Below are 23,779 nucleotides of genomic sequence, written 5' to 3'. Positions count from 1 at the left end.
TTATATAATTGAATCTACTTCCCTTTGCTAGTACAATGATACAGGTCAACTAATGAAAGCCGCGCTCAATCAGGATATCTTGAAAATTATTATTGGTATTGGCGGCAGCGCAACTAATGATGGCGGGCTCGGTATGGCGCAGGCGGTCCAGAGGTGTAAAAACACAAAGGACAAAGAGCGCAAAGGGATACGGGAAGGGTAGAAGTGGTTTGTTGTATGGGTCCTGAACCAAAGGACGCGATAGCGGTTTTCTTATAAGATAAAGTATAAGTTTTTGAGAGTCGTGGAGGTCTTATAAAACAAGGGGTGTCAAATACGAAACTCGGAACAGGTGGCTATACTGTTTGCGTCCAGTAACCCTCGTAACCCCTCGGCCTTTGCCGGAAAAAGCGTTCCGCAGGAGAAAAGCCGGGCGGTATTCCGTAAAAAAATCCGTACTGTCTGAGCGTAGCGAGTTTACGGATTTTAGGAATACCGCCTGGCTTTTCAGCTTTTGGAGGCGTGGGGCCTAGACCTTTTGTTACTTTTGGGGCAATGCCAAAAGTAAAAGGCCCTCACCTTGTATTCGATTGACCAAATATCTGATGTGTGCAAATCCAAAGAACTAGCCAAAAGCCAAGCCCCTCCCATTTTAAAGATTGTTACCGCAAAGTATTCAAAGTACGCAAAGGAATAACGATATCGTGGACTATAGCATTACTATTTTTTGGCTGAAGATTAAAAGGCCGCGCTAGCGGTTTTCTTATCATTTTAAACGCCTGTTTGGTATCATCACATAAATTATTTACATCATACAATAAAATCGATACAATACTATTATGCATGATTTTATCTCGCCACTTGTCACCAAACGTCAAAAACAAGAAGTATATTTATAATCCAACCTCGGGTGAAAAAATACGTAATACCTAATTTGTTTACCCCCAAAAATTACCCATATTGGAGGATAGTGATTATGACCCAACGATGCATGAAAAATTTAGATATTTTTTCCGCTTTAAGTCACACTGATCGAGAACAGATTGGCGATCTCGCTCTTAAGAAAATTTACCGTAAAAATGAGCTGGTTTTCACTGAAGGAGTAGAGGCAGACTCAATCTACCTCATTAAATCCGGTAGGGTAAAGCTATATAAGATATCAGAAGATGGTAAGGAATTTACGCTCGACTACTTGAAATCTGAAGACATTTTTGGTGAAGTTACTTTTTTAGAGAACGCTGTGCATACCATGAACGCCGTAGCCATGGAAGACACATTTATATGCTGCTGCACTAAGAAACTCTTTGTCAAGCTCTTAAGCAATCCCCAAACGGCGCTCAAAATTGTCCAATATTTGGGCAAAAAAATGAATGCGTATACTGAGCACATGTCCCACACCGCCTTTAAAGACGTAAAAGGCAGGGTGCTAGGTGTGCTTTGCCGATTGGCGGAAAACTACGGGACACCAACCGGTGCCGGACTTACTATAGCACTGGATCTCACACATCAGGATATCGGCAGCCTTGTCAACGCCTCTAGAGTAATGGTGACAAATGTGTTAGGTGAATTACGCAAAGAGCATCTGGTTCATATTGATGGTCATCGTATTACCTTGCCTACTAAAAGCATTACGATGTATCAGAATCGGGGCATTTAAGAAAATTATTAGTCTGGATTATAATCTTTTAATAGAAACATGCCTCTGCTACTTTAGCAGAGGCATGTTTCTATTTTTGTTCCTTTTTAAGTATCTCAGTAATTAATCTGCCCAATCTACTGGCTTCTTCCATTGATGGCTGATCCTCGAAATTGTTAACACCGGCTTTTGCTACCGTGGCGGTCGAACCTAATAGCATTTTAAGACCAGATATCTCACACGTGTCACCAACACCACATCTAATACAAGGCACATTCCCCATGACTTTTACCCCACCGAGATAATTCATTCCTTCCTCCATCATATAATACATGATGGAATTTTGCCCCATAGAAGCCGCCTGCGGCAACTCAAGATTTTCTTCTGGCGCTGCATGTGTAATCACGGAAACAGCTGGTTTGCCTTTCATATAGTTCTTTAAATGCCTGTTAGCAAAACATCTCTCCATGAAGGCCTTTGTACGTGAATCCAATGATGAATAAGGCGTCCATCCTCCTATCACAATTGCAGCTGCTTCCCTAGCTTTTTCAATTAGCATAGGACCATCGTCATCTGTAATTGCACACTTATTCGTGTATACACATTTCAGACAGTGCATGCAACCAGAGAATTTATAATCGCTCAATTTGATAAACTCTGTTTCCAATCCTGTTGCATCCAAGATTGCCTTGACAGCGCGGTCGGTATTACTGTTGGAAATAGGTGAACCTGAAACTCCAAGTACTTTCACTATTTTTTGCCTCCTTTAAATTCTGCTGATCACAACTATGTTGTTAAAAAATATATTATACTAATTTTCTTATTATAGTTGTAAAGTACTTTACACAATCTAAAAAAATATGAAGACAGGGATGTTAGGCAGGAGTCGCCCGATTTTTATTGTATAGTAACATTGAGGTGTTTAGATGCGTGTACATTTACTCTTAGTCCTTGTTGCTTTTTTCTCTGGGGAATAAACGCGCCAATCATGAAGATTGGACTTATCCATATTCCACCCATGCCGTACAATGCAGTCCGCTTATTTGCTGCTTTAGCTGTTGGCTGGTTTATTTTACGGCAGATGTGTACATGGATACCCCTCAGGCGCGAAGATTGGAAAAATCTTGCCATATCCAGTCTGGGTTTCTTCTGTTTTCAACTTTTTTTTACCTTTGGCGTGCAGTTAACCACTGCTGGTAATGCCTCACTTATTTTGGCCTGCCTGCCTGTCAGTATCGCCATTATCAACCACTTTCATCAGCTTGAAAGCATCAAGTCACATACCCTCGCAGGTATCGTCCTCTCGCTGGCCGGCATATCCCTGATGATAGCTGGCACAAACGCAGAAGTCAGCCTTGCGGGAGACCATAGTATCGGTGCTGGGCTACTTTTGTTTGCTCAGTTAAGTTATGGCTACTACACGGTCTTTTCCCGGCCATTGTCAGCCACTTACTCAGCCTATCAAATTACCGCTTATATTTTGCTGATTTCCACCGGGCTGTTTACCCTTGTATCCTTGCCATCAGTTATCGCGGTAGACTGGCAAGCAGTACCCTGGCCTGGCTGGGCCAGCATAATATATTCAGGGATTTTTCCGCTATGCTTGGCTAACTGTCTTTGGGTATGGGGAACAGCCAAAGCCGGCAGCACCACAGCCTCTCTGTACAACAACCTGGCACCTGTTTTTTCCGTTGCCGGCGGCTACTTCTTCCTGGGAGAAACCTTTGGTTGGTTCCAATTTATTGGTGCAGTTACCATCTTGGTTGGTCTGTATGTTTCCAAAGGCAAGAACCCCAAAACTGTAACAGATATGCAATGAGTCGGCCTAGCTAAATGACTTAATTAGGGTAAAAAGAAAAGCCTTTTCTCTTAATATATTAAGAAAAGGCTTCTTCCTGCCAAGCGTTATTTTAATGGCATCCAGAACAACAACCACCACAAGCTCCCGTATGATTGGGCATACTGCACCCATTCATCGATTGTTTCCCCATTTGAGACGGTGCTGTTACGGATAGTACTTTAATTAAGGCGTCTTCACCGCAATCCGGGCAATTAATACCGGGTTTATCTACACCCGTTTTCTGCAGCAATTCTACTGATTTACCACACTTTTTACATGAATACTCATATATTGGCATTTAATTATTCCTCCACAATTGTATTTGTACCCTTAGAAAAAAGTCCCGCACGCTAATATCCCTGCGCGCGGGACTTATTGCATTCATTAACAAGCCTGTTTAAGCTTCTTAATTTCCTCAATTAATATCGGCAATACTTCCAAAACATCACCGACAATGCCAAAGTTGGCCGACTTAAAGATAGGTGCATCAGCATCTTTGTTGATGGCGATAATGATGTCAGATGTCGACATCCCTGCCAAGTGCTGGATAGCGCCGCTAATGCCGCAGGCAATGTAGACCTTGGGGGCTACTGTTTTGCCAGTTTGCCCAACCTGGTGAATGGCTGGTTTCCAACCAGCGTCAACTGCGGCGCGGGAAGCGCCAACAGCACCGCCTAATACAGCAGCCAGTTCCTCAATCAGCACAAAATTCTCCGGTTTCCCCATACCCCGGCCACCGGCAACAATAAACTCAGCCTCTTCCAGATTGCAGGAGGCCGTGTCAGCAAGTGACAAAATTTCAATCAGCTTAGTGCGAATGTCAGCTGCCTTAACTTTGCTGGCAACTCGAACCAGTTCCCCTGAACGGGACATATCCGGCTTGGGACGTTTGAAAACATTTGGCCTGACAGTCCCCATCTGTGGGCGATGGTTAGGACAAAGAATAGTAGCCATAATGTTGCCGCCAAAGGCCGGACGAGTCCAGGCAACAAGCCCTGATTCTTCATCAATCCCCAGACTGGTACAATCAGCTGTCAGACCTGTACCTACCCGGCAGGCTACCCGTGGGCCAAGATCACGCCCGTCATTGGTCGCCCCCATGAGAATAACCGCCGGCTTATAGGTATAAATTAAATCCGTAATTGCAATAGTGTAAGCATCTGTACTATAGTGCTTATATTCTGCACCTTCGATTAAATACACTTTATCTGCACCACTGGCAAACAGGTCCCTGGCTAATGGTGCCACATCATCGCCGATAAGTACGGCGGCTAATTCCTGTCCCATAGCGTCTGCTAATATGCGTCCCTGGCCTAATAGTTCAAGCCCGACACTCCGGGCTTTACCCTGAAACTGCTCAATATATACCCAAACGCCTTTATACTCACTGGTATCTACCGCCGGTTCTCCGGCAGCAGGACGGGTGATAGCCGTTACAGCACATACATCAACACAGGCGCCACATACTGTACAAGTATCGGTAACTACAGCTTTATCATCTTCCATAACAATCGCGCCGAATGGGCAGGCGCCAACACAGGCACTACAGCCAATACACTGTTCTTTTTCTATAATTACACCCATTTAAAATACCCCCTGTTAATCAGATGATTTTCGCCTGATTCAGTTTCGTCAGCAAGCGATTTACAGCAGTACGAGCGTTATCTTCCTGAATAATCTCACCTTGTACCCGCTGTTTGGGGGTAAAGATACGGCGCACTTGGGTAGGCGAGCCTTTAAGTCCAATATGCTCAGGATTTACGTCAACATCAGCAGCCGTCCAGATAGGAATCTCTTTGCGGTTGGCTTTCATAGTGCCTTTGATACTAGGATAGCGTGGTTCATTAATTGATTTCACCACACTCAAAAGCACTGGCAGCTTAGTCTCAAAAACTTCATAACCTTCTTCATGTTCGCGTTCAGCCCGAACAACACCATCAGTAATTTCCAATTTGGAAACATAAGTAATTTGGGAAATGTTCAGATGCTCGGCAATCTCCGGTCCAACCTGGGCAGTATCACCATCAATGGCCTGCTTGCCACAAAGAATTACGTCAAAATTACCGATTTTCTTAATCCCGGCAGCTAAGGTACGGCTGGTAGCTAACGTATCCGCTCCGCCAAAAGCACGATCACTTAGTAAAATAGCTTCATCAGCCCCAAGTGCAATACACTCTTTCAAAGCATCTTTGGCCTGAGCCGGTCCCATCGAAATAACCGTGACCTTGCCGCCATGCTTTTCTTTTAGCTTCAAGGCTTCTTCTACCGCATTTTTATCAAAAGGATTTACAATGCTTGGTACGCCCTGACGAATCAATGTATTTGTCTGCGGGTCAATTTTAACTTCAGTGGTGTCAGGCACTTGCTTGACACAGACTACTATGTCCATTAAATATCCTCCTGTTGTAATATCTCATAGTAAGGGTCACAAATTAGGCCTTCTCTTATTCTAATATTATTTACTGGGAAACTGCAACATTTTTTGTAAAACTTAAGACTATAAAGGAAAGCATTACCGATTTTTAGAGGTGGCTTTACGTCAGTTATCACACAAAATAACTCATGGTGTTATAATAAGGGTAAAGAAAAACTTGCATCATCCGGAGGCAACAAGTATGAAGCTATTCATCCACCAAAAACTACGTCGTTATCTATTACTGCTAGTCATACTCACTGTGGCTGTTGTTGAAATCCCCATTATTGCGGTAGGCCACCTGACAAAACCACTGCCCAGCGATACCATCATTGTGTTAGGGGCCAAACTTATTGGCAGCCAGCCTAGCACTATGCTCAGGTTACGTCTCGATGAAGCCATCCAGCTGTATAAGCAGGGCTACGCACCAACTATTATCGTCAGCGGTGCCCAGGGACTTGATGAGATAGCCACCGAAGCCAGTATCATGCGCAGCTATCTGGTCGACGGCGGTATTCCAACTGAAAAAATTTATCTGGAAGATAAATCCTATAATACATACCAAAATCTGCTCAATTCAAAAACGATTATGCGTGAGCAAGGCTTTCGTCAGGCCATCATTGTTTCTAATGCCTCCCACATTAGACGTTCCTTAGTACTTGCCCGGCAGCTGGGTATAGAGGCCAGCGGTTCGCCAGCCCCTATGGCAGACAACGCCTACCTTACGGCCAAGCAGTATGCCCGTGAAGGAGCGGCCATGTTATCGCTTTTAGTGTTTAACAAGTAGTGACTGTCCCTTTTCCCAAAAGCCCTTCAATGGCGGCAAGCGCCGCCGGTGTCGGCTCAATCCAAAAATCCCGCTCGGTTTTGATTACCCGGCGACTATCCACAAGATGCAAATAAACGGTCGACGAACCGGTATATTTATTGAGCAGTTTTTTTAGTCCGGCTAAAACGTCAGACGTTTCCTGGTCTTTATTCAAGGTGATTCTAACCTCTGCCCCGGCATTGCCAAGAGGAAGAATATCGTCAGCCATAATTTTGGCACCTTCTTCATGAATATTAAGACGCCCGTAAACCATTACCGGCAAGTCAGGAGCCAGCAGACGACCTGTTTTTTCAAAAACCCGGGGAAATACAATGACTTCTACCTGTCCGGTGAAATCTTCAAGAGCAACAAAGCACATCATACTGCCATTTTTGGTATTAATGCGCTTAGCACTGGCAATCAGTCCACCCACACGAATGAGCTGCCCATCGGTGTACTGCCCTTCTGCCAAACTTCCCAGCGCAGGCAAAGTCTCAAGCTTAGCACGATATTTATCTAACGGATGACCGGTTATATAAAAACCGGTTATTTCTTTTTCCAACGCCAACAGTTGTTCCTGAGGCAATTCGGCTATGTCAGGCAGAACAACATCATTAACACATTCCAGCGTATCATCACCAAACAGCCCTAATTGTCCACTTGCGGCATCCTTTTGCCGGCAGGCGGCCACCTCCACGGCCTGTTCTAACACTTCCAAAAATTGAGCCCGGCGAGCCTTGAGCGAGTCAAAGGCGCCGCACTTAATCAAACTCTCAATCACGCGTTTATTGACAAGCCGCATATCTACGCGAGAGCAAAAATCGACGAGTGAAGTAAAATTTCCGCCTTTTTTCCGGGCCGCAATAATGCTTTCCAACGCATTATCGCCGGCATTTTTTACACCTGCCAGACCAAAGCGTATCGCGCCGCGGTCAACAGAAAAGGCCCTGCCGCTGGCATTAATATCTGGTGGCAAAACAGCTATCTTCCGGCGACGGCATTCTTCAATATAATAACCAATCTTATCATTCGTACCCATGACACTTGTCAGCAAAGCGGCATAAAATTCCTGGGGATAATGTGCCTTGAGATAAGCTGTCTGGTAAGCAACCAGTGCATAAGCAGCGCTGTGAGATTTGTTAAAGCCGTAGTCAGCAAAATGGGTCATGAGTTCAAACACCTCGTGGGCTAGTTTGGCATCAATCCCCCGCTCAGCTGCTCCACTGAGAAAATTCTCGCGCTGCGCGGCCAGTACTTCATGTTTCTTTTTCCCCATGGCCCGGCGCAAAAGGTCAGCCTGTCCGAGCGTAAAACCGGCTAGCGTCGAGGCGATCTGCATAACCTGTTCCTGATACAAAATAACCCCAAAAGTATCTTTCAAAATCGGCTCAAGTATTGGGTGCAAATAAGTAACGATCTTTTTGCCGTGACGACCCTCAATAAAGTCGGACACCATACCACTGCCAAGCGGTCCTGGGCGGTAAAGCGCCACTAGTGGAATCAAATCGTCAAACCGCTCCGGCCTAAGTTCTTTTACAAGATTCGTCATGCCGCTAGACTCCATCTGAAATACGCCTGAGGTATCACCGCTTGCCAGCATGGCACAGGTTTTGGTATCGGCAAGCGGAATTTGTTCGATATCCAGTTCTTCGCCCCGGTTCTCCTTAATAAGCTTAATGGCATCGCCGATGACAGTCAGCGTTCTCAGTCCCAAAAGATCCATCTTTAACAGACCGATTTCCTCAATCCGGTCTTTATCATACTGAGTGACAAGAAAACCCTCGCTTGACAACTGCAGGGGTGCAAAATGTGTCAGCGGCTCTTTGGCAATAACTACGCCGGCAGCATGAGTTGAGGCATGACGCGGCAAGCCCTCCACTGCCATCGCCAGGTCAACCAGTTTTTTTACCGTATCCTCCGTATCATATAACTCTTTTAGTTCCTTATTAGCGGTTAATGCCTTTTTTAGCGTAATCCCCAGTTCGGCAGGCACCAATTTAGCAATACGGTCAACATCGCCATAAGGCAGGTTTAGCGCCCGGCCTACATCACGAATAGCTGCCCGCGCTGCCATAGTACCAAAGGTAATGATTTGCGCCACCCGGTCGCTGCCATAACGGGCTACAACATACTCAATAATTTCACTGCGGCGTTCATAGCAAAAATCAATATCAATATCAGGCATAGATACTCGTTCAGGATTTAAAAATCGTTCAAATAATAAGCCGTATTTAAGGGGATCAATACTAGTAATGCCTAATAAATAAGCAACAATACTACCTGCCGCTGAACCCCTCCCCGGACCTACGGGAATCGACTTTGTGCGAGAATAGTTGACGAAATCCCAGACAATCAGAAAGTAGCTGGGATACCCCATTTTCTTGATTACGTCAAGCTCATAGTCAAGCCGGGCCGTTACTTCAGGTGTAACCTCAGAATACCGCCAGGAAAGAGCCTCACGGCATAGCTTGGTAAGGTATTCAGCATCACTTGTTCCGTCCGATGTCGGGAAATCAGGTAAATAGAGTATATCAAAATTGAAGGTGACATCGCACCGCTCGGCAATCTTACAGGTATTTGCCAACGCTTCCGGATATTCAGCAAAGAGTTCAGCCATTTCAGCTGGGGTCTTCAAGTAAAAATCGTCACTTGGAAACCGCATCCGGCCTGGCTCGTCCACTGTCTTTCCTGTTTGAATACAAAGCAACACATCATGGCATTCGGCGTCCTGCTTGTTAATATAATGAGCATCATTTGTGGCAACAAGACCCAGACCCAATTTTTGCGCTATTTTGACGAGCTGCTGATTGGCTTGTTTTTCCTCAGGCATTCCATGATCCTGAAGCTCAATAAAGAAGTTTTCCGCCCCAAAAATCTCCTTGTATTCGCTAGCCAGGGCCTCGGCTTTGTCAGTATCTCCCCGCAGTATGGCCGCCGGGATCTCCCCGGCAATACAGGCACTTAAGCCAATAAGTCCTTCGCTATAGCTGCGTAGTATCTCCCTGTCAATACGGGGTTTATAGTAAAATCCTTCACTATAACCGCGTGACACCAGTTCGATCAGGTTGCGATACCCCTGCTCATTAGCAGCCAGCAGCACCAAGTGATAGTAGGATTCCCCTTCGACAGCTGCTTTATCAAATCGTGAACGGGGCGCGACATATACCTCGCAACCGATAATGGGCTTAATGCCTTGTTTTTTAGCCTGTTTATAAAAATCGATAATACCATACATGGTGCCATGGTCAGTCACGGCTACTGCAGGCATTCCCAGTTCTTTGGCCCGGGACACCAGGTCTTTTATTCGTCCGGCCCCGTCTAATAGACTATATTCAGTGTGATTGTGGAGATGGACAAAGCCTCCAGTGTTGGCATCATATTTTTCAGTATTCATAAAGACTTATTATCCTTCCTCTATAGTCATCAGATTGTATTGGTAGCTTGAACTTAATCGGTTGGCCTCCGTCCCACAAAATCTTTTTCACTTGCCAAGGCCTCCCGCACCGCTTCCATCATACTATTTTTAAAATACGTCAAATCTCCTGTTTCAATTTCAATCGGTACCTGCGTATGTTCAAAAAACTCCAGTATATCCTCATCCGTATATTCGCAAATGCCGGTATCAACCAGCACAATGTTGTCATAAAAGGCAAAAGCCTGTCTCATAGCCACTTCATCCACACCCCAGCCCGGATCAAAAAATTCACGCCACTTCTTTAGCCAGCTGGGTGTCATATAGAAGGTTTTGGGATCGCGCTTCTGCCCATCCGGCAACAGCTCTCCCAGAAAAATTTCCCAACAACTTGAGCCCCGCAAACGAATCAAATCATAGCCGCGCAAAAATTCATCAAACAGCGAATGACATTTCTCGCCAAACATAAAAATCACTCTATCTGCCTGCACCGCGTCTAAGGCCTGCACTACTTTTTCCTGTAATTTTTTTAAGTCTACATGCACACGCAGCGGCAGATACACTACGGAAAACTCACAATCAAAGAGCTTTTCCTGCTCAAATTCCGCGATAATTTTTTCCAGTTCCAATTGAAAAATACCACAGCCGAGAAAGCATATTTTCATTTAAACCCTAACCTCCTGCCTATTGGCTTGACTGCCGCCAGTATCCACTTCCAAACTGCGCCCACGGTGTGACTGCTTTTTCAGAGCCACTCCATAGAACACAACTGTAAACAATTATAACACATATTCTGGTTTTCTTTAAAGATTGCTCCAGCATTATGGCAGGTATTAATCCAGCCCATGTGGAAAATGTAATAAAAAATAATCATCGAGGTGTTATACACTTGCATCAAATCGGTATTTTACAACTAACTCAAAACCTGGATGATGCAGTCCGCGGCTTTAAAGCCGGACTGACTGAAGCGGGTTTGACTGCACATTTTCATTACTTGAATGCAGATGGCGCTGTGAGCGATTTACCGCAGCTTGCCGAAAAACTGGCCAACCAAAAGGTAGAGCTCATTTTTGCCTGCTCCACCCCCGCCGCTCAGGCGGCTATTCAGTTAGCAGGCACTATTCCGGTAGTATTTACGCCTGTGTTTGATCCTGTAGGCGCTAAGTTAACACAAAGTATGGCTAAGCCAGGTGGTAAAGCCACCGGCGTGGCCGGTATGGTTCCGGCTGCCGCCAAATTAGACTTTATCCGCGAGCTTTTACCTTCCGCTCAAACAATCGGTATCTTATATCATACTGGTGACAGTAATGCCTTGCTGGAGGTAACCAATTTCAAACAGGCTGCCAGTACTATCTTTACCCTTATCGACCTGCCTGTCGACCGGGCAGAGGATTTGTCTGCCTTGCCGGACAAATTACCTGCTAACCTTGATGCCCTGTTCCTGCCTATTGGCCGGGTTATTGAAGAGAATTTTGCCAGTGTTGCCTACTATGCTGAAGAAGCTAACCTGCCAATCATTACTTCTCATGCCCCCAATGTTCCGTCAGGCGCATTAGGTGCGCTGGTAGCTAACCACTATAAGCTTGGACTTACCTGCAGCGTGAAAGCGGCCCAGATTCTTGCGGGTACTCAACCTGCTGCTATACCTGTCGGTATAGTTGATAACCCCGAAATTCTGCTTAATGCGTTTGTTGCTGCTAATTTAGGCATTGAACTGCCACCAACATTACTAGCAAAAGCTGCTGAAGTATTTGAATAATAATTCTTTAAACATGGAGTGAAATACATGCTGTTAACCCCGCAATCTGTCGAACTTTTAGCCCCTGTCGGCACCTGGGACGTGCTTGAAGCCGCCATTGGTGCTGGTGCTGATGCTGTATACCTTGGCGGCAAACGTTTTAATATGCGGCTCCACCGCACTGATACCAATTTTGATGATGAAAAACTAGCCCAGGCGGTAAAATATGCTCATGCCCATAATGTCCGTCTCTATGTCACTGTCAATAACTTAATTAGCGAACAGGAACTTCCTGGTGTGCGCGAATATCTCAAGCTATTAAACCAAATTCAGCCAGATTCACTAATTGTCCAGGACTTAGCTACCTTACAACTGGCCTGTGACATGAATATTACAGTGCCGCTGCACGCCTCGGTTATGATGAATACTCATAATGAACATTCTATCAAAGCTCTGATGGACTATGGCGTTACCAGGATAGTAGCCAACCGTGAGTTAACACTGACTCAGCTTACACTGCTCAAACAACGTACTGGTATTGAACTGGAATACTTTGTCCATGGTGATATGTGTGTGGCCCATAGCGGCCAATGCTATCATTCGGGGATTGTTTTCGGGCAGAGTTCTAACCGTGGACGCTGTTTAAAGCCTTGCCGCTGGCCCTATCAGTTGATCGATACCACTACCGGACAAATGGTGGCCGCAAATGATCGCGGCCCCTATAAATTAGCGATGAAAGATATGTGCATGTACTTGGCTTTACCGCAGCTAATTCAATCTGGTGTCTGCTCTTTTAAAATTGAAGGCCGGATGCGTACTGCTGATTTTGTCAGCCGGATTGTAAAAGTCTATCGCCGGGCTATTGACCGCTATATTGCCGATCCCGCAGGTTATACTTTTGATATGTCTGACTGGCAGGAGCTCTCCGAATACCGCACCCGCGACTTCTCCACCTGCTTTGCGCTTGGTAATCCTGGTGCCAGTTCCATTGGCTACACAGGTGAACGCGAACCGCGCTTTTTCAGCCAGGCTGTCAAAGAAGCAAGCGTTGCCGCCACTGTTTCCCTGCCACCGGTAACTGTTACCCGCACAAAATCTTCTGCTCCAGCCAACCGACCCCGACCGCAATTAGCAGTCCGTGTGGCTTGCCCAGACTCGTTAACCAGCGCATTGCAAAATGGCGCTACAATTGTCTATGTCGGTGGTGAAGCCTTTAAACCTAATAACCCCTGGACATTAACCGACCTGGCAGTTGCCGTCAAGGAAGCCAACAACTACCAGGCTAAAGTCATTGTTACTACGCCACGCATTACGATGGAACGGGAAATCGGTGAAGCTGAACAATTCTTCAACAGCCTGGAGGCCGTAAAACCTCATGGCGTTATGGTTTCCAACAGCGGTATGCTGCGCTTGGCACAACAAACCCTCAACATGCCAATTCAAACTGACTTCTCCTTTAACCTATTTAATCACCTTACTGCTGCCTGGCTAAAAGCCAACGGTGCCAGCAAGGCTACAATTTCCCCGGAAGCAACCTACGAGCAAATTGCCGAGTTATTCAAAAATAGTCTCTTACCTCTGGAAATGATTGTCCATGGAGCTATTGAGGCCATGGTGCTGGACCATTGTGTTCCTTCGGCAATTCTGGAAGAAACAGCAACTTATCCCTGCCACCATTTGTGTTCAGAAAAGCACTACTCTCTCCTCGACAGTGCAGGCGAGCGTCATGACATTGCAATTGACCAATACTGCCGCAACCATATTCTGTTTGCTAAAGATTTGTGCCTGCTTCCCCACCTGCCGGCACTTATGAGTGCCGGCATTAACCATTACCGGATTGAAGGCCAGCATTATACGCCAGAACTTGTCGGGTTAATCACCTCGCTCTACCGGACAGAACTTGACAAACTGGCTGCCGGCGATAACTATACTTTTGATAAAACCTGCATGAATAGACTTACTGACGCCAGTCCGCGGCCGCTGGGCATCGGTGCCTTCCGCTACCGGATATCACGGTAATTTAACAATTTAAGAGGTGAAATCATGAGTGACATAAACAGCAGCCAATATATTGGCCCGGAAAAAGTTTTGCAAAAAAAGCAAGACTATATCATTCCTTGCGTATACCATTTTTATAATGAGCCCATGCAGCTAGTCAAAGGAGAAATGCAATACCTGTATGACCATACCGGCAAACAATACCTTGATTGTTTTGCCGGCGTATCGGTTGTCAACTGCGGACACTGCAATCCTGAGATTACCAAAGCTATCTGTGACCAGGTCCAAACCTTGCAGCATACCTGTACCATTTATCTTACAGAAAATATTGTGAATCTGGCGGAACGTCTAGCACAAATCACACCTGGCCGGCTGCAAAAGACTTTTTTTTGTTCCAGCGGTACAGAAGCTAACGAAGGAGCCGCTTTGCTAGCCTCTATCTATACCGGCAAACAGGAATTCATCAGCTTACGGCAGGGGCTTCACGGACGCACCAAACTGACTATGAGCCTGACTGGCCTCTCACTGTGGCGTACAGATACTAATCCTGTCGGCGGTATCAGTTTTGCCCCCAATGCCTACTGCTACCGCTGCCCCTATGGCAAGCGGCATCCCGAATGTGATTTTGCCTGTGCCAACGAAATTGAAGCAATAATAAAAACAGCCACCTCCGGCCAGGTAGCTGCCTTCTTCGCTGAGCCTATTCAGGGCAATGGCGGTATTATCACCCCGCCACCCGGCTATTTTAAACGCGTGCAAGAAATTCTTAACAAATATAACATTTTGCTCATCATTGATGAAGTCCAAACAGGCTTTGGCCGTACAGGTAAAATGTTTGCCATTGAGCACTATGGTGTAGAACCGGACATTATGACCATGGCCAAGGCCCTCGGTAATGGCGTTCCAGTCGGCGCGTTTACTTCCCGGCCGGAAATTGCTGATACCTATACCCGCCCTGGTGCATCAACCCTTGGCGGCAACCCGGTGACTTCGGCTGCCGCTTTAGCTACCTTGAATGTAATTGCCAAAAACAATTTACCGGCCCGTGCTGCCGAGCTTGGTGAATACCTAAAGAGCAGTCTGACCGAGCTGCAAAAAAAGCACCCTCTCATCGGCGATATTCGTGGTCACGGCCTGATGTTGGGTGCCGAACTGGTTAACCCTGATAAATCTCCGGCCGCCCAGCAGCTTGACACTATTTTAGAACAAATGAAAGACCGAGGCTTCCTATTTGGCAAAAATGGCCCTGACCGCAATGTTATGGCCTTCCAGCCGCCACTGGTAATCACCCGCGAGGATCTGGATAATCTGTTAAATAATCTGGCAGATGTGTTGGCCCATATGGCTTAATAAGCCTTCCGAATCAGACTGGATATAACATATTAAAAATTTGTTGGCAACTTCTGCTGTCAGCCGCGCATAGCCTGCACCCTGCGAATATTTTTCCGGGTGCGGGCATCTTTTTTCCCTGCTAACAGTATTACTGCCGCCCGCTGACGCTCAGTCGTTAAGCGAATAGCATGGGTCACAATCATAAGAACTGAAAAGCTGGCCCACATACCGGCAAAAACCTGTCCGGAAACAGATTTCATAAATACCGGAAAATTGGCAGCAAAAAGCACTAGCATTGCACTAAGCGCAAGTAAACTAACCAGTGAACCAAACTTGCTGGTTCGATTCTTAAATCCTATCATCAAACCCCATCCCTTCTTAAAGGCTTACTGAAGTATATGACACTGAAATTGGGTTTATTAATTAAAATGCATATAAAAAACGCTACTTATCCTAGGCAGGCGTTCACGCTACCACCTCTATCCATTTCCCCCCAGTAATCGAACAGAGTCAGGCTTCGTAATATACAAAATTGTTTTATTTTCTACTTTAAATAAAGCAATTTCTTAATAACGCAAGCCTGACCCTAAGTTCCTATTTGCCATATTGCACTACCTTGTTTAGACTGTATCTTTCTTTATTCGGAACAGATAGCCTGTCCCTTTGTACCTGGGAAAAAATAGTAGGCAATATCGGGTTAATTGGTTTCTAAAAATAAGGTTAAAATATAAAATGCACCATTCATTTAAAAGTGTTAAGCTCCTTTCGTCATGAAGCTTATCCACCGATGTTTACTAGAAAACATATCAATTGCTTCTTTGGTTACCATCGAAGCCCCTGCGACAGTTGTTGCTGTTGCTGCTACTAAAGGATTACCAGTAAAAGCCCCCGCAATTGCAACCGGAACAGAAACCATGGTAGTAACATTTGCCCACCGTTTTATTCGAGGGAATATTAAATTAATATTTTTTTGGAGTTTGTTCTTTTCCTTGTTAAATTCACGAACAATATCATCTGCAACTGCCAAATCACCGTATGTTTCCTGCTTCAGAATTATGTCATTAACTACGTGCCTCATTTGCTGAATTTCATCGTAATTACGCCACTTTATAATATTGCCAAAACTTTTTTCGACGTAAGACAAATATTCATCAGAGCATTTTTGCTCATTTCTGCATGTAGGACAATTTTTTTTATGAAAAAATGTATAATCATGTATAAGTGGTTCATTTGGAACGTAGGTTTCAAAAATGTTTTGCAAAGCCTCAAACTTAGCATCAGAGATTATATTTGATGAATAGTCCAAACCAAATTTGTATTTGCAATAATGTAGTTTTCTTCTATCTAATAAGCATTGGGCACCAACTGCCCGTGACAAAAATAATCCTGCATATATTTGCCAAATAACAGAGGTGCAATATTCTTGGTCATCAATAAAAAGTTGACTGGGTACTTGCTCCTCGTTGCCTAACTTTATATGTTCAGCGAATGTAGTTGCCAAAGCTTTTCGGTCTTTAGCAACTTCTAAAGCCAAAAATTCGCTGAACTCATTTGACATTATATCCTTAGTTGAAACAATCTCAATAATATTCTCCGCCTTAGCCATTTCAAAAAGTAGTTTAATTGAGTTGTTTAATTCGGGGTAATCGTCTGGATAATTGGCTTTGAATACACTTTCCCATATTGTAGATGGAACAACCACTTTATCTGCCCATAAAAAAACTGATGGATTTGTAAGTATCCATTCATAATCGAAATTACAACTCGAACACATCTCGTGGTCTATGCCTATTGCTATACCGGTGACAATTACTTTATTCATTAATCGACTCTCCTAGGCAAAAAATATAATGGTTATTTTTTCTACAATTATTTTAATAATCCTGCCCAATACCAGAAACTAATTGATATTCCACTATATTTCTATATTTCCAATATCTTCGATTCAAGGGACTGGAAAACACGGGGAGTGTCAAGGGGACGGGGTTGGCGACACTCTCTTAAACTCTACTGAATCCATTCTTCCCTTAAATCATTCAACTAATTATCAGTTATCCAAAGATCTGCGTAATCAGAAAGGTTCCGTGGAAGCAATAGAAGAACAAAATCGCTCCCGCGATGGCTTATTTACAGTTCAGCCTGGATAAGATAAAATTGTAATGTATACATTTATAATTTAAGAAAACGTCGAAATAAGTCGAAAAAGATTGAAATTCCATAGCTGGGCAGCCCGCGACTTCATTCTTCTGAGGCAATCAAAAATTTTGCGCGTAGATAGTTTTGTGGCTCAACTGGCAGCCGGGAGCTGTTAGTTGAGCCTTTTTGCGCGCAAAACTTCCGATTGAAGCCTTTGAGGACCGTCCTATTGCTTCTTTCAGGTAAAATGTTTGCCATTGAGCACTATGGCGTGGAACCGGACATTATGACCATGGCCAAGGCCCTCGGTAATGGCGTCCCAGTCGGTGCATTTACTTCTCGGCCGGAAATTGCTGATACCTATACCCGCCCTGGTGCATCAACCCTTGGCGGCAACCCGGTAACTTCGGCTGCCGCTTTAGCTACCTTGGATGTAATTGCCAAAAACAATTTACCGGCCCGTGCTGCCGAGCTTGGTGAATACCTAAAGAGCGGTCTGACCGAGCTGCAAAAAAAGCACCCTCTCATCGGCGATATTCGTGGTCACGGCCTGATGTTGGGTGCCGAACTGGTTAACCCTGATAAATCTCCGGCCGCCCAGCAGCTTGATACTATTTTAGAGCAAATGAACAACCGGGGCTTCTTATTTGGCAAAAATGGCCCTGACCGCAATGTTATGGCCTTCCAGCCACCGCTGGTAATCACCCGTGAAGATTTAGATAATCTGTTAAATAATCTGGCAGATGTGTTAGCCCATATGGCTTAACAAACATTACGCATCAGACTGGATATAACATATAAGAAAAACGCTACGCGTCCTTTTGGTCTACCTCAAATCAGATATCTTATACTCAAATCCATGAACCCCTTTGTAATACTCAGGATACATCGCATTGCCACATTTTTGACAAGCAAACTGTGGCGGTACCGTTGGATCACCGTCATCCATTCTGTCAAAATTCCTAACAACTTGGTATGGAATATTCTCAATCTCATCACACACTAAACAAATATACTTTACCGTACTTGGGCGAGGAGGCGTTGGCTTCCCGCCTATTTTCTTTGCTTTCTTTTTCTCATTGCCTGTGCTATCGTCAATCATCCTTTCTAAATAAGCTCTCGCCATACTATCTTTTGCATATTTTACTGTCAATTTACCTTCTTTTAGACAGACTTCTCCCTTGTATTCATAATAATTACTACAATGGGGACATATCATTGGATCTTTTCCTGTCTGTTCTTTGATTCTTTGACTCCAATTTCTTTTTACTAACCGCTTTATCTTTACTAGCCACTTACGTGCATTTTTTTGCCAAACTGTTATTAATTGTTTGCATAGGGTTTTGATTCGTCTAGAGTAGATTCCATAATGACGAATCACTTTAAATTGTTCATCTGGTATATGTTTTATGATTCGACCTATAAATTCTTCCACCGTTATTGTTTCAACCTTTTCTTGACCATCATTTTTATCATGATAACGAAAACTTACCATTTCACCATCGTAGTCTACTATTCGATTTATACCGATTGCAGGACGTCTCATATAACGACCAATGTATTGTAATTGTTCTTTAAAATTTCCCTTTTGTTTCGGGGCATATATATAAAAGCCATCTGCATTATTTACATAGGCTTGTTGTAATAGCGGCTGAACTTTTTCTTCTCTTCTGCCGTAATACTCTTTCGAATCAGTTTAAGCACCACTGTTTGCCATTGCTTACGGAGCATGGGAAAAGGGATAAAGTCATAACTTTTCCATTCCCCATTTTCCTTCATACCACCCATACTTACTAACATATGGACATGCGGATTAAAGTTCAGTTTCGATCCAAAAGTATGTAATCCGGATATAATTCCAGGTATTACTTTATGTTTTTTTTGAAAATAATCACGAATCATACGCGCTGCTTCATCCATTAAGCCTTTAAGCAAATTACGGTGCTTCTCAAATATGATTCTAAGATTTTCATCTATCGTAAAGACAACATGACGATGATTGGTTTGGATAACATCTTCTGACATCATCCTACTCCATTCTTCGCTTTCACCACAGGAGCAGGTCGTGCAAAATCTACTTTTACAGCGATAAGGTATAATTTTTACATCATGACACCCTTCACATACTAGCATTTTATAACCATGCTTGCTATCATCACAATAACGATATTTGTTGATTTCTTTTTTCACAACTTCTCGAATACGTCTACCATGACGCTTTATAAATTTATCCCAATGCTCATTCTTGTCGAAGAATATTTGCCATAATGTATTGTGTGCCATGCTTTTACTTTACCAAAATTCCAAGTAAAGGACTACACCCCGAATCTTATACTTTCTGATATATATAAGAAAAACGCTACGCGTCCTTTTGGTCTACCTCAAATCAGATATCTTATACTCAAATCCATGAACCCCTTTGTAATACTCAGGATACATCGCATTGCCACATTTTTGACAAGCAAACTGTGGCGGTACCGTTGGATCACCGTCATCCATTCTGTCAAAATTCCTAACAACTTGGTATGGAATATTCTCAATCTCATCACACACTAAACAAATATACTTTACCGTACTTGGGCGAGGAGGCGTTGGCTTCCCGCCTATTTTCTTTGCTTTCTTTTTTCTCATTGCCTGTGCTATCGTCAATCATCCTTTCTAAATAAGCTCTCGCCATACTATCTTTTGCATATTTTACTGTCAATTTACCTTCTTTTAGACAGACTTCTCCCTTGTATTCATAATAATTACTACAATGGGGACATATCATTGGATCTTTTCCTGTCTGTTCTTTGATTCTTTGACTCCAATTTCTTTTTACTAACCGCTTTATCTTTACTAGCCACTTACGTGCATTTTTTTGCCAAACTGTTATTAATTGTTTGCATAGGGTTTTGATTCGTCTAGAGTAGATTCCATAATGACGAATCACTTTAAATTGTTCATCTGGTATATGTTTTATGATTCGACCTATAAATTCTTCCACCGTTATTGTTTCAACCTTTTCTTGACCATCATTTTTATCATGATAACGAAAACTTACCATTTCACCATCGTAGTCTACTATTCGATTTATACCGATTGCAGGACGTCTCATATAACGACCAATGTATTGTAATTGTTCTTTAAAATTTCCCTTTTGTTTCGGGGCATATATATAAAAGCCATCTGCATTATTTACATAGGCTTGTTGTAATAGCGGCTGAACTTTTTTCTTCTCTTCTGCCGTAATACTCTTTCGAATCAGTTTAAGCACCACTGTTTGCCATTGCTTACGGAGCATGGGAAAAGGGATAAAGTCATAACTTTTCCATTCCCCATTTTCCTTCATACCACCCATACTTACTAACATATGGACATGCGGATTAAAGTTCAGTTTCGATCCAAAAGTATGTAATCCGGATATAATTCCAGGTATTACTTTATGTTTTTTTTGAAAATAATCACGAATCATACGCGCTGCTTCATCCATTAAGCCTTTAAGCAAATTACGGTGCTTCTCAAATATGATTCTAAGATTTTCATCTATCGTAAAGACAACATGACGATGATTGGTTTGGATAACATCTTCTGACATCATCCTACTCCATTCTTCGCTTTCACCACAGGAGCAGGTCGTGCAAAATCTACTTTTACAGCGATAAGGTATAATTTTTACATCATGACACCCTTCACATACTAGCATTTTATAACCATGCTTGCTATCACCACAATAACGATATTTGTTGATTTCTTTTTTCACAACTTCTCGAATACGTCTACCATGACGCTTTATAAATTTATCCCAATGCTCATTCTTGTCGAAGAATATTTGCCATAATGTATTGTGTGCCATGCTTTTACTTTACCAAAATTCCAAGTAAAGGACTACACCCCGAATCTTATACTTTCTGATATATCAAGTAAAGGACTACACCCCGAATCTTATACTTTCTGATATATTTAAAAAAGCGCTATCGCGCCCTTGAGGATACGGGCTCTAACCGCAGAGTACACAGAGAGCGCAGAGGGGAGATGTATATCGAGACATTCCCTCTGCGTACTCTGCGTCTCTGCGGTTCAAAAAACTTATACTTTATCTTATAAAAAATTTGTTGGCAACTTCTGCTGTTAGCCGCGCATAGCCTGCACCCTGCGAATATTTTTCCGGGTGCGGGCATCTTTTTTCCCTGCTAACAGTATTACTGCCGCCCGCTGGCGCTCAGTCGTTAAGCGAATAACATGAGTCACAATCATAAGAACTGAAAAACTGGCCCACATACCAGCAAAAACCTGTCCGGAAACAGATTTCATAAATACCGGAAAATTGGCAGCAAAAAGCACTAGCATTGCACTAAGCGCAAGTAAACTGACCAGTGAACCAAACTTGCTGGTTCGATTCTTAAATCCTATCATCAAACCCCATCCCTTCTTAAAGGCTTACTGAAGTATATGACACTGAAATTGAGTTTATTAACTGACACCAGAATCGCCTACTTACATTTCATTCTTTACCCGCACATAAGTAGGCACTGAGTAAGCAAATATCTTTTTATCCACTTCAATACTTGCATACGTGTAAAGTAATACTCTTTCCGAAATCCGCTGGACGTGACCGCCCAAAACATAACATACGCCATTTAAAAAGTCGCACATCCGTTGCTGAGTCGCATCATCTACCTGCTGATAATTTACAATAATAGCAACATTGTCTTTGAGATAATCAGCATAACTTTGCACATCGTCGAAAGAGATTGGTAAATCGACAAAGAAAACGCGGGGACAGGGATTGCGTTTTTGCCAAATTCTCTGAAAGAAAAACAAATACCCTGTCCCCTTGTTTCTCCCTTTGCGCTCAAAAGCTAAGCGGAATTTCTGTATCCATGACCGGTTCATTTCGGGTTGATATGTGGAGATGTCGATTTTCAACAACCATAGCAAAGAATACTTCGTCGAGTTTCTTTCCCTGACAATTTAATTGCTCAAGCAGCCAGGCTTCCTCCAAATTAAGACTGGCCAATGTCTTTTTGATTATCCGGCCTTCGATAATAATCGGATAGGCAATATTTCCTTTTGGCTTGGAAATGTTTAAGTCCTGTGGGGTAACCGGTGCTTTCTCGGGTTTTTTATACACCGATAATTTTCCGTTGGCTTCCACTACGGCAAGCTGTACTTCTTCCAGGTTGAACACACCGTATTCCCGTAGGAGTTCCAATATGTTGTCCACCGTATATTTGATTTGTTTAAGGTTTTTGGCATTTAGTTTTCCATCTTTTACAACGATGACGGGCTCGAAAGTAATCCATTTTCTAAATTTTACGCTCCGTATTGATATTTCCGACACTACTCTTTGCAGCAGTGCAATGGCGACAATGGCAAACGCGGTATGAATATGTTCTATTTTGGGGTCTGCAATATCAGCGCCAACTACCGCTCCCAGGCTTAAAACAACCAAAAAATCAAAAACCGGCAGTTCACCGATTGATCTTCGCCCCATAAAAAGTGCCATAAAAAGCATCAGCGGCAAAATCGTAACGATCCGCCCAAGAACCTTTGCCATATCAAATAAAGTCTCCATGTGTCTTCTCCATTCGTCAACAGTACTATTATATTCAAGCCACCCAGGCTCGAATCCATGCCTGTCCTCCATCTACAGGATATTATTTCCAAAACATTAAAAAACATGCAATAGATAAGATTAACCTGACTGAGGACGATTTGGATTGCGGCACCGCGAATCCTTATAACAAAGATAGGAATGAATAGCTATCCGGCATGAAAAAACCCTACGAAACTATCTCATTCGATAATAGACCGAACACAAAAACCGCCCACCAGGACATCGTCCCAGTAGGCGGTTTTGTGTACTTTGCGGTATAGCCTCTGAATTTTTATACGCTCAGTTATAACTTACATTTCATTCTTTACCCGTACATAAGTAGGCACTGAATAAGCAAATATCTTTTTATCCACTTCAATACTTGCATAAGTGTAAAGTAATACTCTTTCCGAAATTCGCTGGACGTGGCCGCCCAAAACATAACATACGCCATTTAAAAAGTCGCACATCCGTTGCTGAGTAGCATCATCTACCTGCTGATAATTAACAATAATAGCAACATTGTCTTTGAGATAATCAGCATAATTCTGTACATCATCGAAAGAGACTGGCAAATCGACAAATAATTTTAAATGACCTGAATGCTGACTGTGTACTTTTAACTTGGGACGTCGCTCAAGTTCCTGTACAGGCAATTCTTTAGCAACAGGCGTATCCGCTTTTTCTGGCGCTACCATATCTTCTTCCATCGGTATTAAAAAATTTGCTAATTTATCCATTAATCCAAGCGCCACTGGTAAACGCCTCCTCAAAAAATTCCAATTTTTAACCTTGTTAGTAGAGTAGCTTCGACACCTTTTATGGCAATTCCTGCATTACAACAATGAATTTTCACATTACTAACAAATTGAGGAGGAATTTCCTAGTAATTTAGGACTTTAGCACTAT

The 23,779-nt window shown here is 43.4% G+C and carries 22 protein-coding genes and 2 pseudogenes; 8 read left to right on the top strand and 16 right to left on the bottom strand.

Features of this window, described 5'->3' with window-relative positions:
* Nucleotides 1-40: 40 nt before the first annotated feature.
* A pseudogene (locus tag AC1ECB_RS08320) lies at nt 41-148 on the top strand (glycerate kinase); the annotation flags it as partial.
* A 493-nt stretch (nt 149-641) separates the two neighbouring features.
* On the opposite strand, the gene AC1ECB_RS08315 reads toward AC1ECB_RS08320, so the two are convergent.
* Nucleotides 642-824 (bottom strand): hypothetical protein, encoded by a 183-nt coding sequence (locus AC1ECB_RS08315; protein ID WP_485668266.1) that lies wholly within the window; start codon nt 822-824, stop codon nt 642-644.
* A gap of 131 nt (nt 825-955) precedes the next feature.
* Between AC1ECB_RS08315 and AC1ECB_RS08310 the strand changes: the two genes are divergently transcribed.
* Nucleotides 956-1,636: a Crp/Fnr family transcriptional regulator gene (locus AC1ECB_RS08310; RefSeq protein WP_485668265.1), complete on the top strand. Its 681-nt coding sequence runs from the start codon at nt 956-958 to the stop codon at nt 1,634-1,636.
* A gap of 70 nt (nt 1,637-1,706) precedes the next feature.
* Here the strand turns inward: AC1ECB_RS08310 and AC1ECB_RS08305 are convergent, their stop codons facing one another.
* Nucleotides 1,707-2,366, bottom strand: coding sequence for a flavodoxin family protein (locus AC1ECB_RS08305; protein WP_485668264.1), 660 nt, complete (start codon nt 2,364-2,366; stop codon nt 1,707-1,709).
* 237 nt (nt 2,367-2,603) lie between these two features.
* Between AC1ECB_RS08305 and AC1ECB_RS08300 the strand changes: the two genes are divergently transcribed.
* Nucleotides 2,604-3,434: a DMT family transporter gene (locus tag AC1ECB_RS08300; protein ID WP_485668263.1), complete on the top strand. Its 831-nt coding sequence runs from the start codon at nt 2,604-2,606 to the stop codon at nt 3,432-3,434.
* 91 nt (nt 3,435-3,525) lie between these two features.
* On the opposite strand, the gene AC1ECB_RS08295 is transcribed toward AC1ECB_RS08300, so the two are convergent.
* From AC1ECB_RS08295 to AC1ECB_RS08285, 3 genes are all read right to left on the bottom strand, one after another.
* Nucleotides 3,526-3,753, bottom strand: a complete 228-nt coding sequence (locus AC1ECB_RS08295) for an FmdB family zinc ribbon protein (RefSeq protein WP_485668262.1) — start codon at nt 3,751-3,753, stop codon at nt 3,526-3,528.
* An 86-nt stretch (nt 3,754-3,839) separates the two neighbouring features.
* Nucleotides 3,840-5,039 carry an FAD-binding protein gene (locus AC1ECB_RS08290; RefSeq protein WP_485668261.1) on the bottom strand — a complete coding sequence of 400 codons (1,200 nt, stop codon included), beginning with the start codon at nt 5,037-5,039 and terminating at the stop codon, nt 3,840-3,842.
* Between the two features lie 19 nt (nt 5,040-5,058).
* Complete coding sequence (locus AC1ECB_RS08285) at nt 5,059-5,844, bottom strand: electron transfer flavoprotein subunit beta/FixA family protein (protein ID WP_485668260.1); 786 nt, start codon at nt 5,842-5,844, stop codon at nt 5,059-5,061.
* Between the two features lie 226 nt (nt 5,845-6,070).
* On the opposite strand from AC1ECB_RS08285, the gene AC1ECB_RS08280 reads away from it, so the two are divergent.
* Entirely contained in the window at nt 6,071-6,655 is a 585-nt protein-coding gene (locus AC1ECB_RS08280) for a YdcF family protein (RefSeq protein ID WP_485668259.1), read from the top strand.
* Here AC1ECB_RS08280 and AC1ECB_RS08275 read toward each other — a convergent pair.
* Together AC1ECB_RS08275 and AC1ECB_RS08270 are read right to left on the bottom strand one after the other, a co-directional pair.
* Nucleotides 6,645-10,070: a DNA polymerase III subunit alpha gene (locus AC1ECB_RS08275; protein WP_485668258.1), complete on the bottom strand. Its 3,426-nt coding sequence runs from the start codon at nt 10,068-10,070 to the stop codon at nt 6,645-6,647. The two genes, AC1ECB_RS08280 and AC1ECB_RS08275, sit on opposite strands and share 11 nt — an antisense overlap.
* Before the next feature lie 53 nt (nt 10,071-10,123).
* Nucleotides 10,124-10,753 (bottom strand): DUF1638 domain-containing protein, encoded by a 630-nt coding sequence (locus AC1ECB_RS08270; protein ID WP_485668257.1) that lies wholly within the window; start codon nt 10,751-10,753, stop codon nt 10,124-10,126.
* 224 nt (nt 10,754-10,977) lie between these two features.
* On the opposite strand from AC1ECB_RS08270, the gene AC1ECB_RS08265 reads away from it, so the two are divergent.
* Genes AC1ECB_RS08265 through AC1ECB_RS08255 form a run of 3 tightly spaced genes read left to right on the top strand, consistent with a single transcriptional unit; the run spans nt 10,978 to nt 15,174 of the window.
* The gene (locus tag AC1ECB_RS08265; protein ID WP_485668256.1) at nt 10,978-11,847 is read left to right on the top strand and encodes an ABC transporter substrate-binding protein; all 870 of its coding nucleotides are present in this window, start codon (nt 10,978-10,980) and stop codon (nt 11,845-11,847) included.
* Between the two features lie 27 nt (nt 11,848-11,874).
* A complete protein-coding gene (locus AC1ECB_RS08260) occupies nt 11,875-13,845 on the top strand; it encodes a peptidase U32 family protein (protein ID WP_485668255.1) in 1,971 nt (656 codons plus the stop codon).
* Nucleotides 13,846-13,869: 24 nt separating this feature from the next.
* Nucleotides 13,870-15,174, top strand: coding sequence for an aspartate aminotransferase family protein (locus tag AC1ECB_RS08255; RefSeq protein WP_485668254.1), 1,305 nt, complete (start codon nt 13,870-13,872; stop codon nt 15,172-15,174).
* 59 nt (nt 15,175-15,233) lie between these two features.
* Here the strand turns inward: AC1ECB_RS08255 and AC1ECB_RS08250 are convergent, their stop codons facing one another.
* Nucleotides 15,234-15,518: a hypothetical protein gene (locus AC1ECB_RS08250; protein ID WP_485668253.1), complete on the bottom strand. Its 285-nt coding sequence runs from the start codon at nt 15,516-15,518 to the stop codon at nt 15,234-15,236.
* A gap of 392 nt (nt 15,519-15,910) precedes the next feature.
* Nucleotides 15,911-16,978 (bottom strand): hypothetical protein, encoded by a 1,068-nt coding sequence (locus AC1ECB_RS08245; RefSeq protein ID WP_485668252.1) that lies wholly within the window; start codon nt 16,976-16,978, stop codon nt 15,911-15,913.
* Nucleotides 16,979-17,530: 552 nt separating this feature from the next.
* On the opposite strand from AC1ECB_RS08245, the pseudogene AC1ECB_RS08240 reads away from it, so the two are divergent.
* Nucleotides 17,531-18,058 (top strand): annotated as a pseudogene (locus tag AC1ECB_RS08240) (aminotransferase class III-fold pyridoxal phosphate-dependent enzyme); the annotation flags it as partial.
* A gap of 60 nt (nt 18,059-18,118) precedes the next feature.
* Here AC1ECB_RS08240 and AC1ECB_RS08235 read toward each other — a convergent pair.
* The 7 genes from AC1ECB_RS08235 to AC1ECB_RS08205 form a co-directional block, all read right to left on the bottom strand.
* A complete protein-coding gene (locus AC1ECB_RS08235; protein WP_485669300.1) occupies nt 18,119-18,898 on the bottom strand; it encodes a transposase in 780 nt (259 codons plus the stop codon).
* 20 nt (nt 18,899-18,918) lie between these two features.
* The gene (locus tag AC1ECB_RS08230) at nt 18,919-19,575 is read right to left on the bottom strand and encodes an IS91 family transposase (protein WP_485668251.1); all 657 of its coding nucleotides are present in this window, start codon (nt 19,573-19,575) and stop codon (nt 18,919-18,921) included.
* 262 nt (nt 19,576-19,837) lie between these two features.
* Complete coding sequence (locus tag AC1ECB_RS08225; RefSeq protein ID WP_485668250.1) at nt 19,838-21,127, bottom strand: IS91 family transposase; 1,290 nt, start codon at nt 21,125-21,127, stop codon at nt 19,838-19,840.
* 275 nt (nt 21,128-21,402) lie between these two features.
* A complete protein-coding gene (locus AC1ECB_RS08220) occupies nt 21,403-21,687 on the bottom strand; it encodes a hypothetical protein (protein WP_485668249.1) in 285 nt (94 codons plus the stop codon).
* 81 nt (nt 21,688-21,768) lie between these two features.
* Nucleotides 21,769-22,095 (bottom strand): cell division protein SepF, encoded by a 327-nt coding sequence (locus AC1ECB_RS08215; RefSeq protein WP_485668248.1) that lies wholly within the window; start codon nt 22,093-22,095, stop codon nt 21,769-21,771.
* 31 nt (nt 22,096-22,126) lie between these two features.
* Entirely contained in the window at nt 22,127-22,849 is a 723-nt protein-coding gene (locus tag AC1ECB_RS08210; protein ID WP_485668247.1) for a DUF421 domain-containing protein, read from the bottom strand.
* Between the two features lie 332 nt (nt 22,850-23,181).
* Complete coding sequence (locus AC1ECB_RS08205; protein ID WP_485668246.1) at nt 23,182-23,625, bottom strand: cell division protein SepF; 444 nt, start codon at nt 23,623-23,625, stop codon at nt 23,182-23,184.
* Between the last annotated feature and the right edge of the window lie 154 nt (nt 23,626-23,779).

The organism is Sporomusa sp. 246TCP1 (assembly GCF_057319775.1).
The sequence above is the reverse complement of the archived record's forward strand: the minus strand, read 5'-3'. Positions and strand labels throughout refer to the sequence as shown.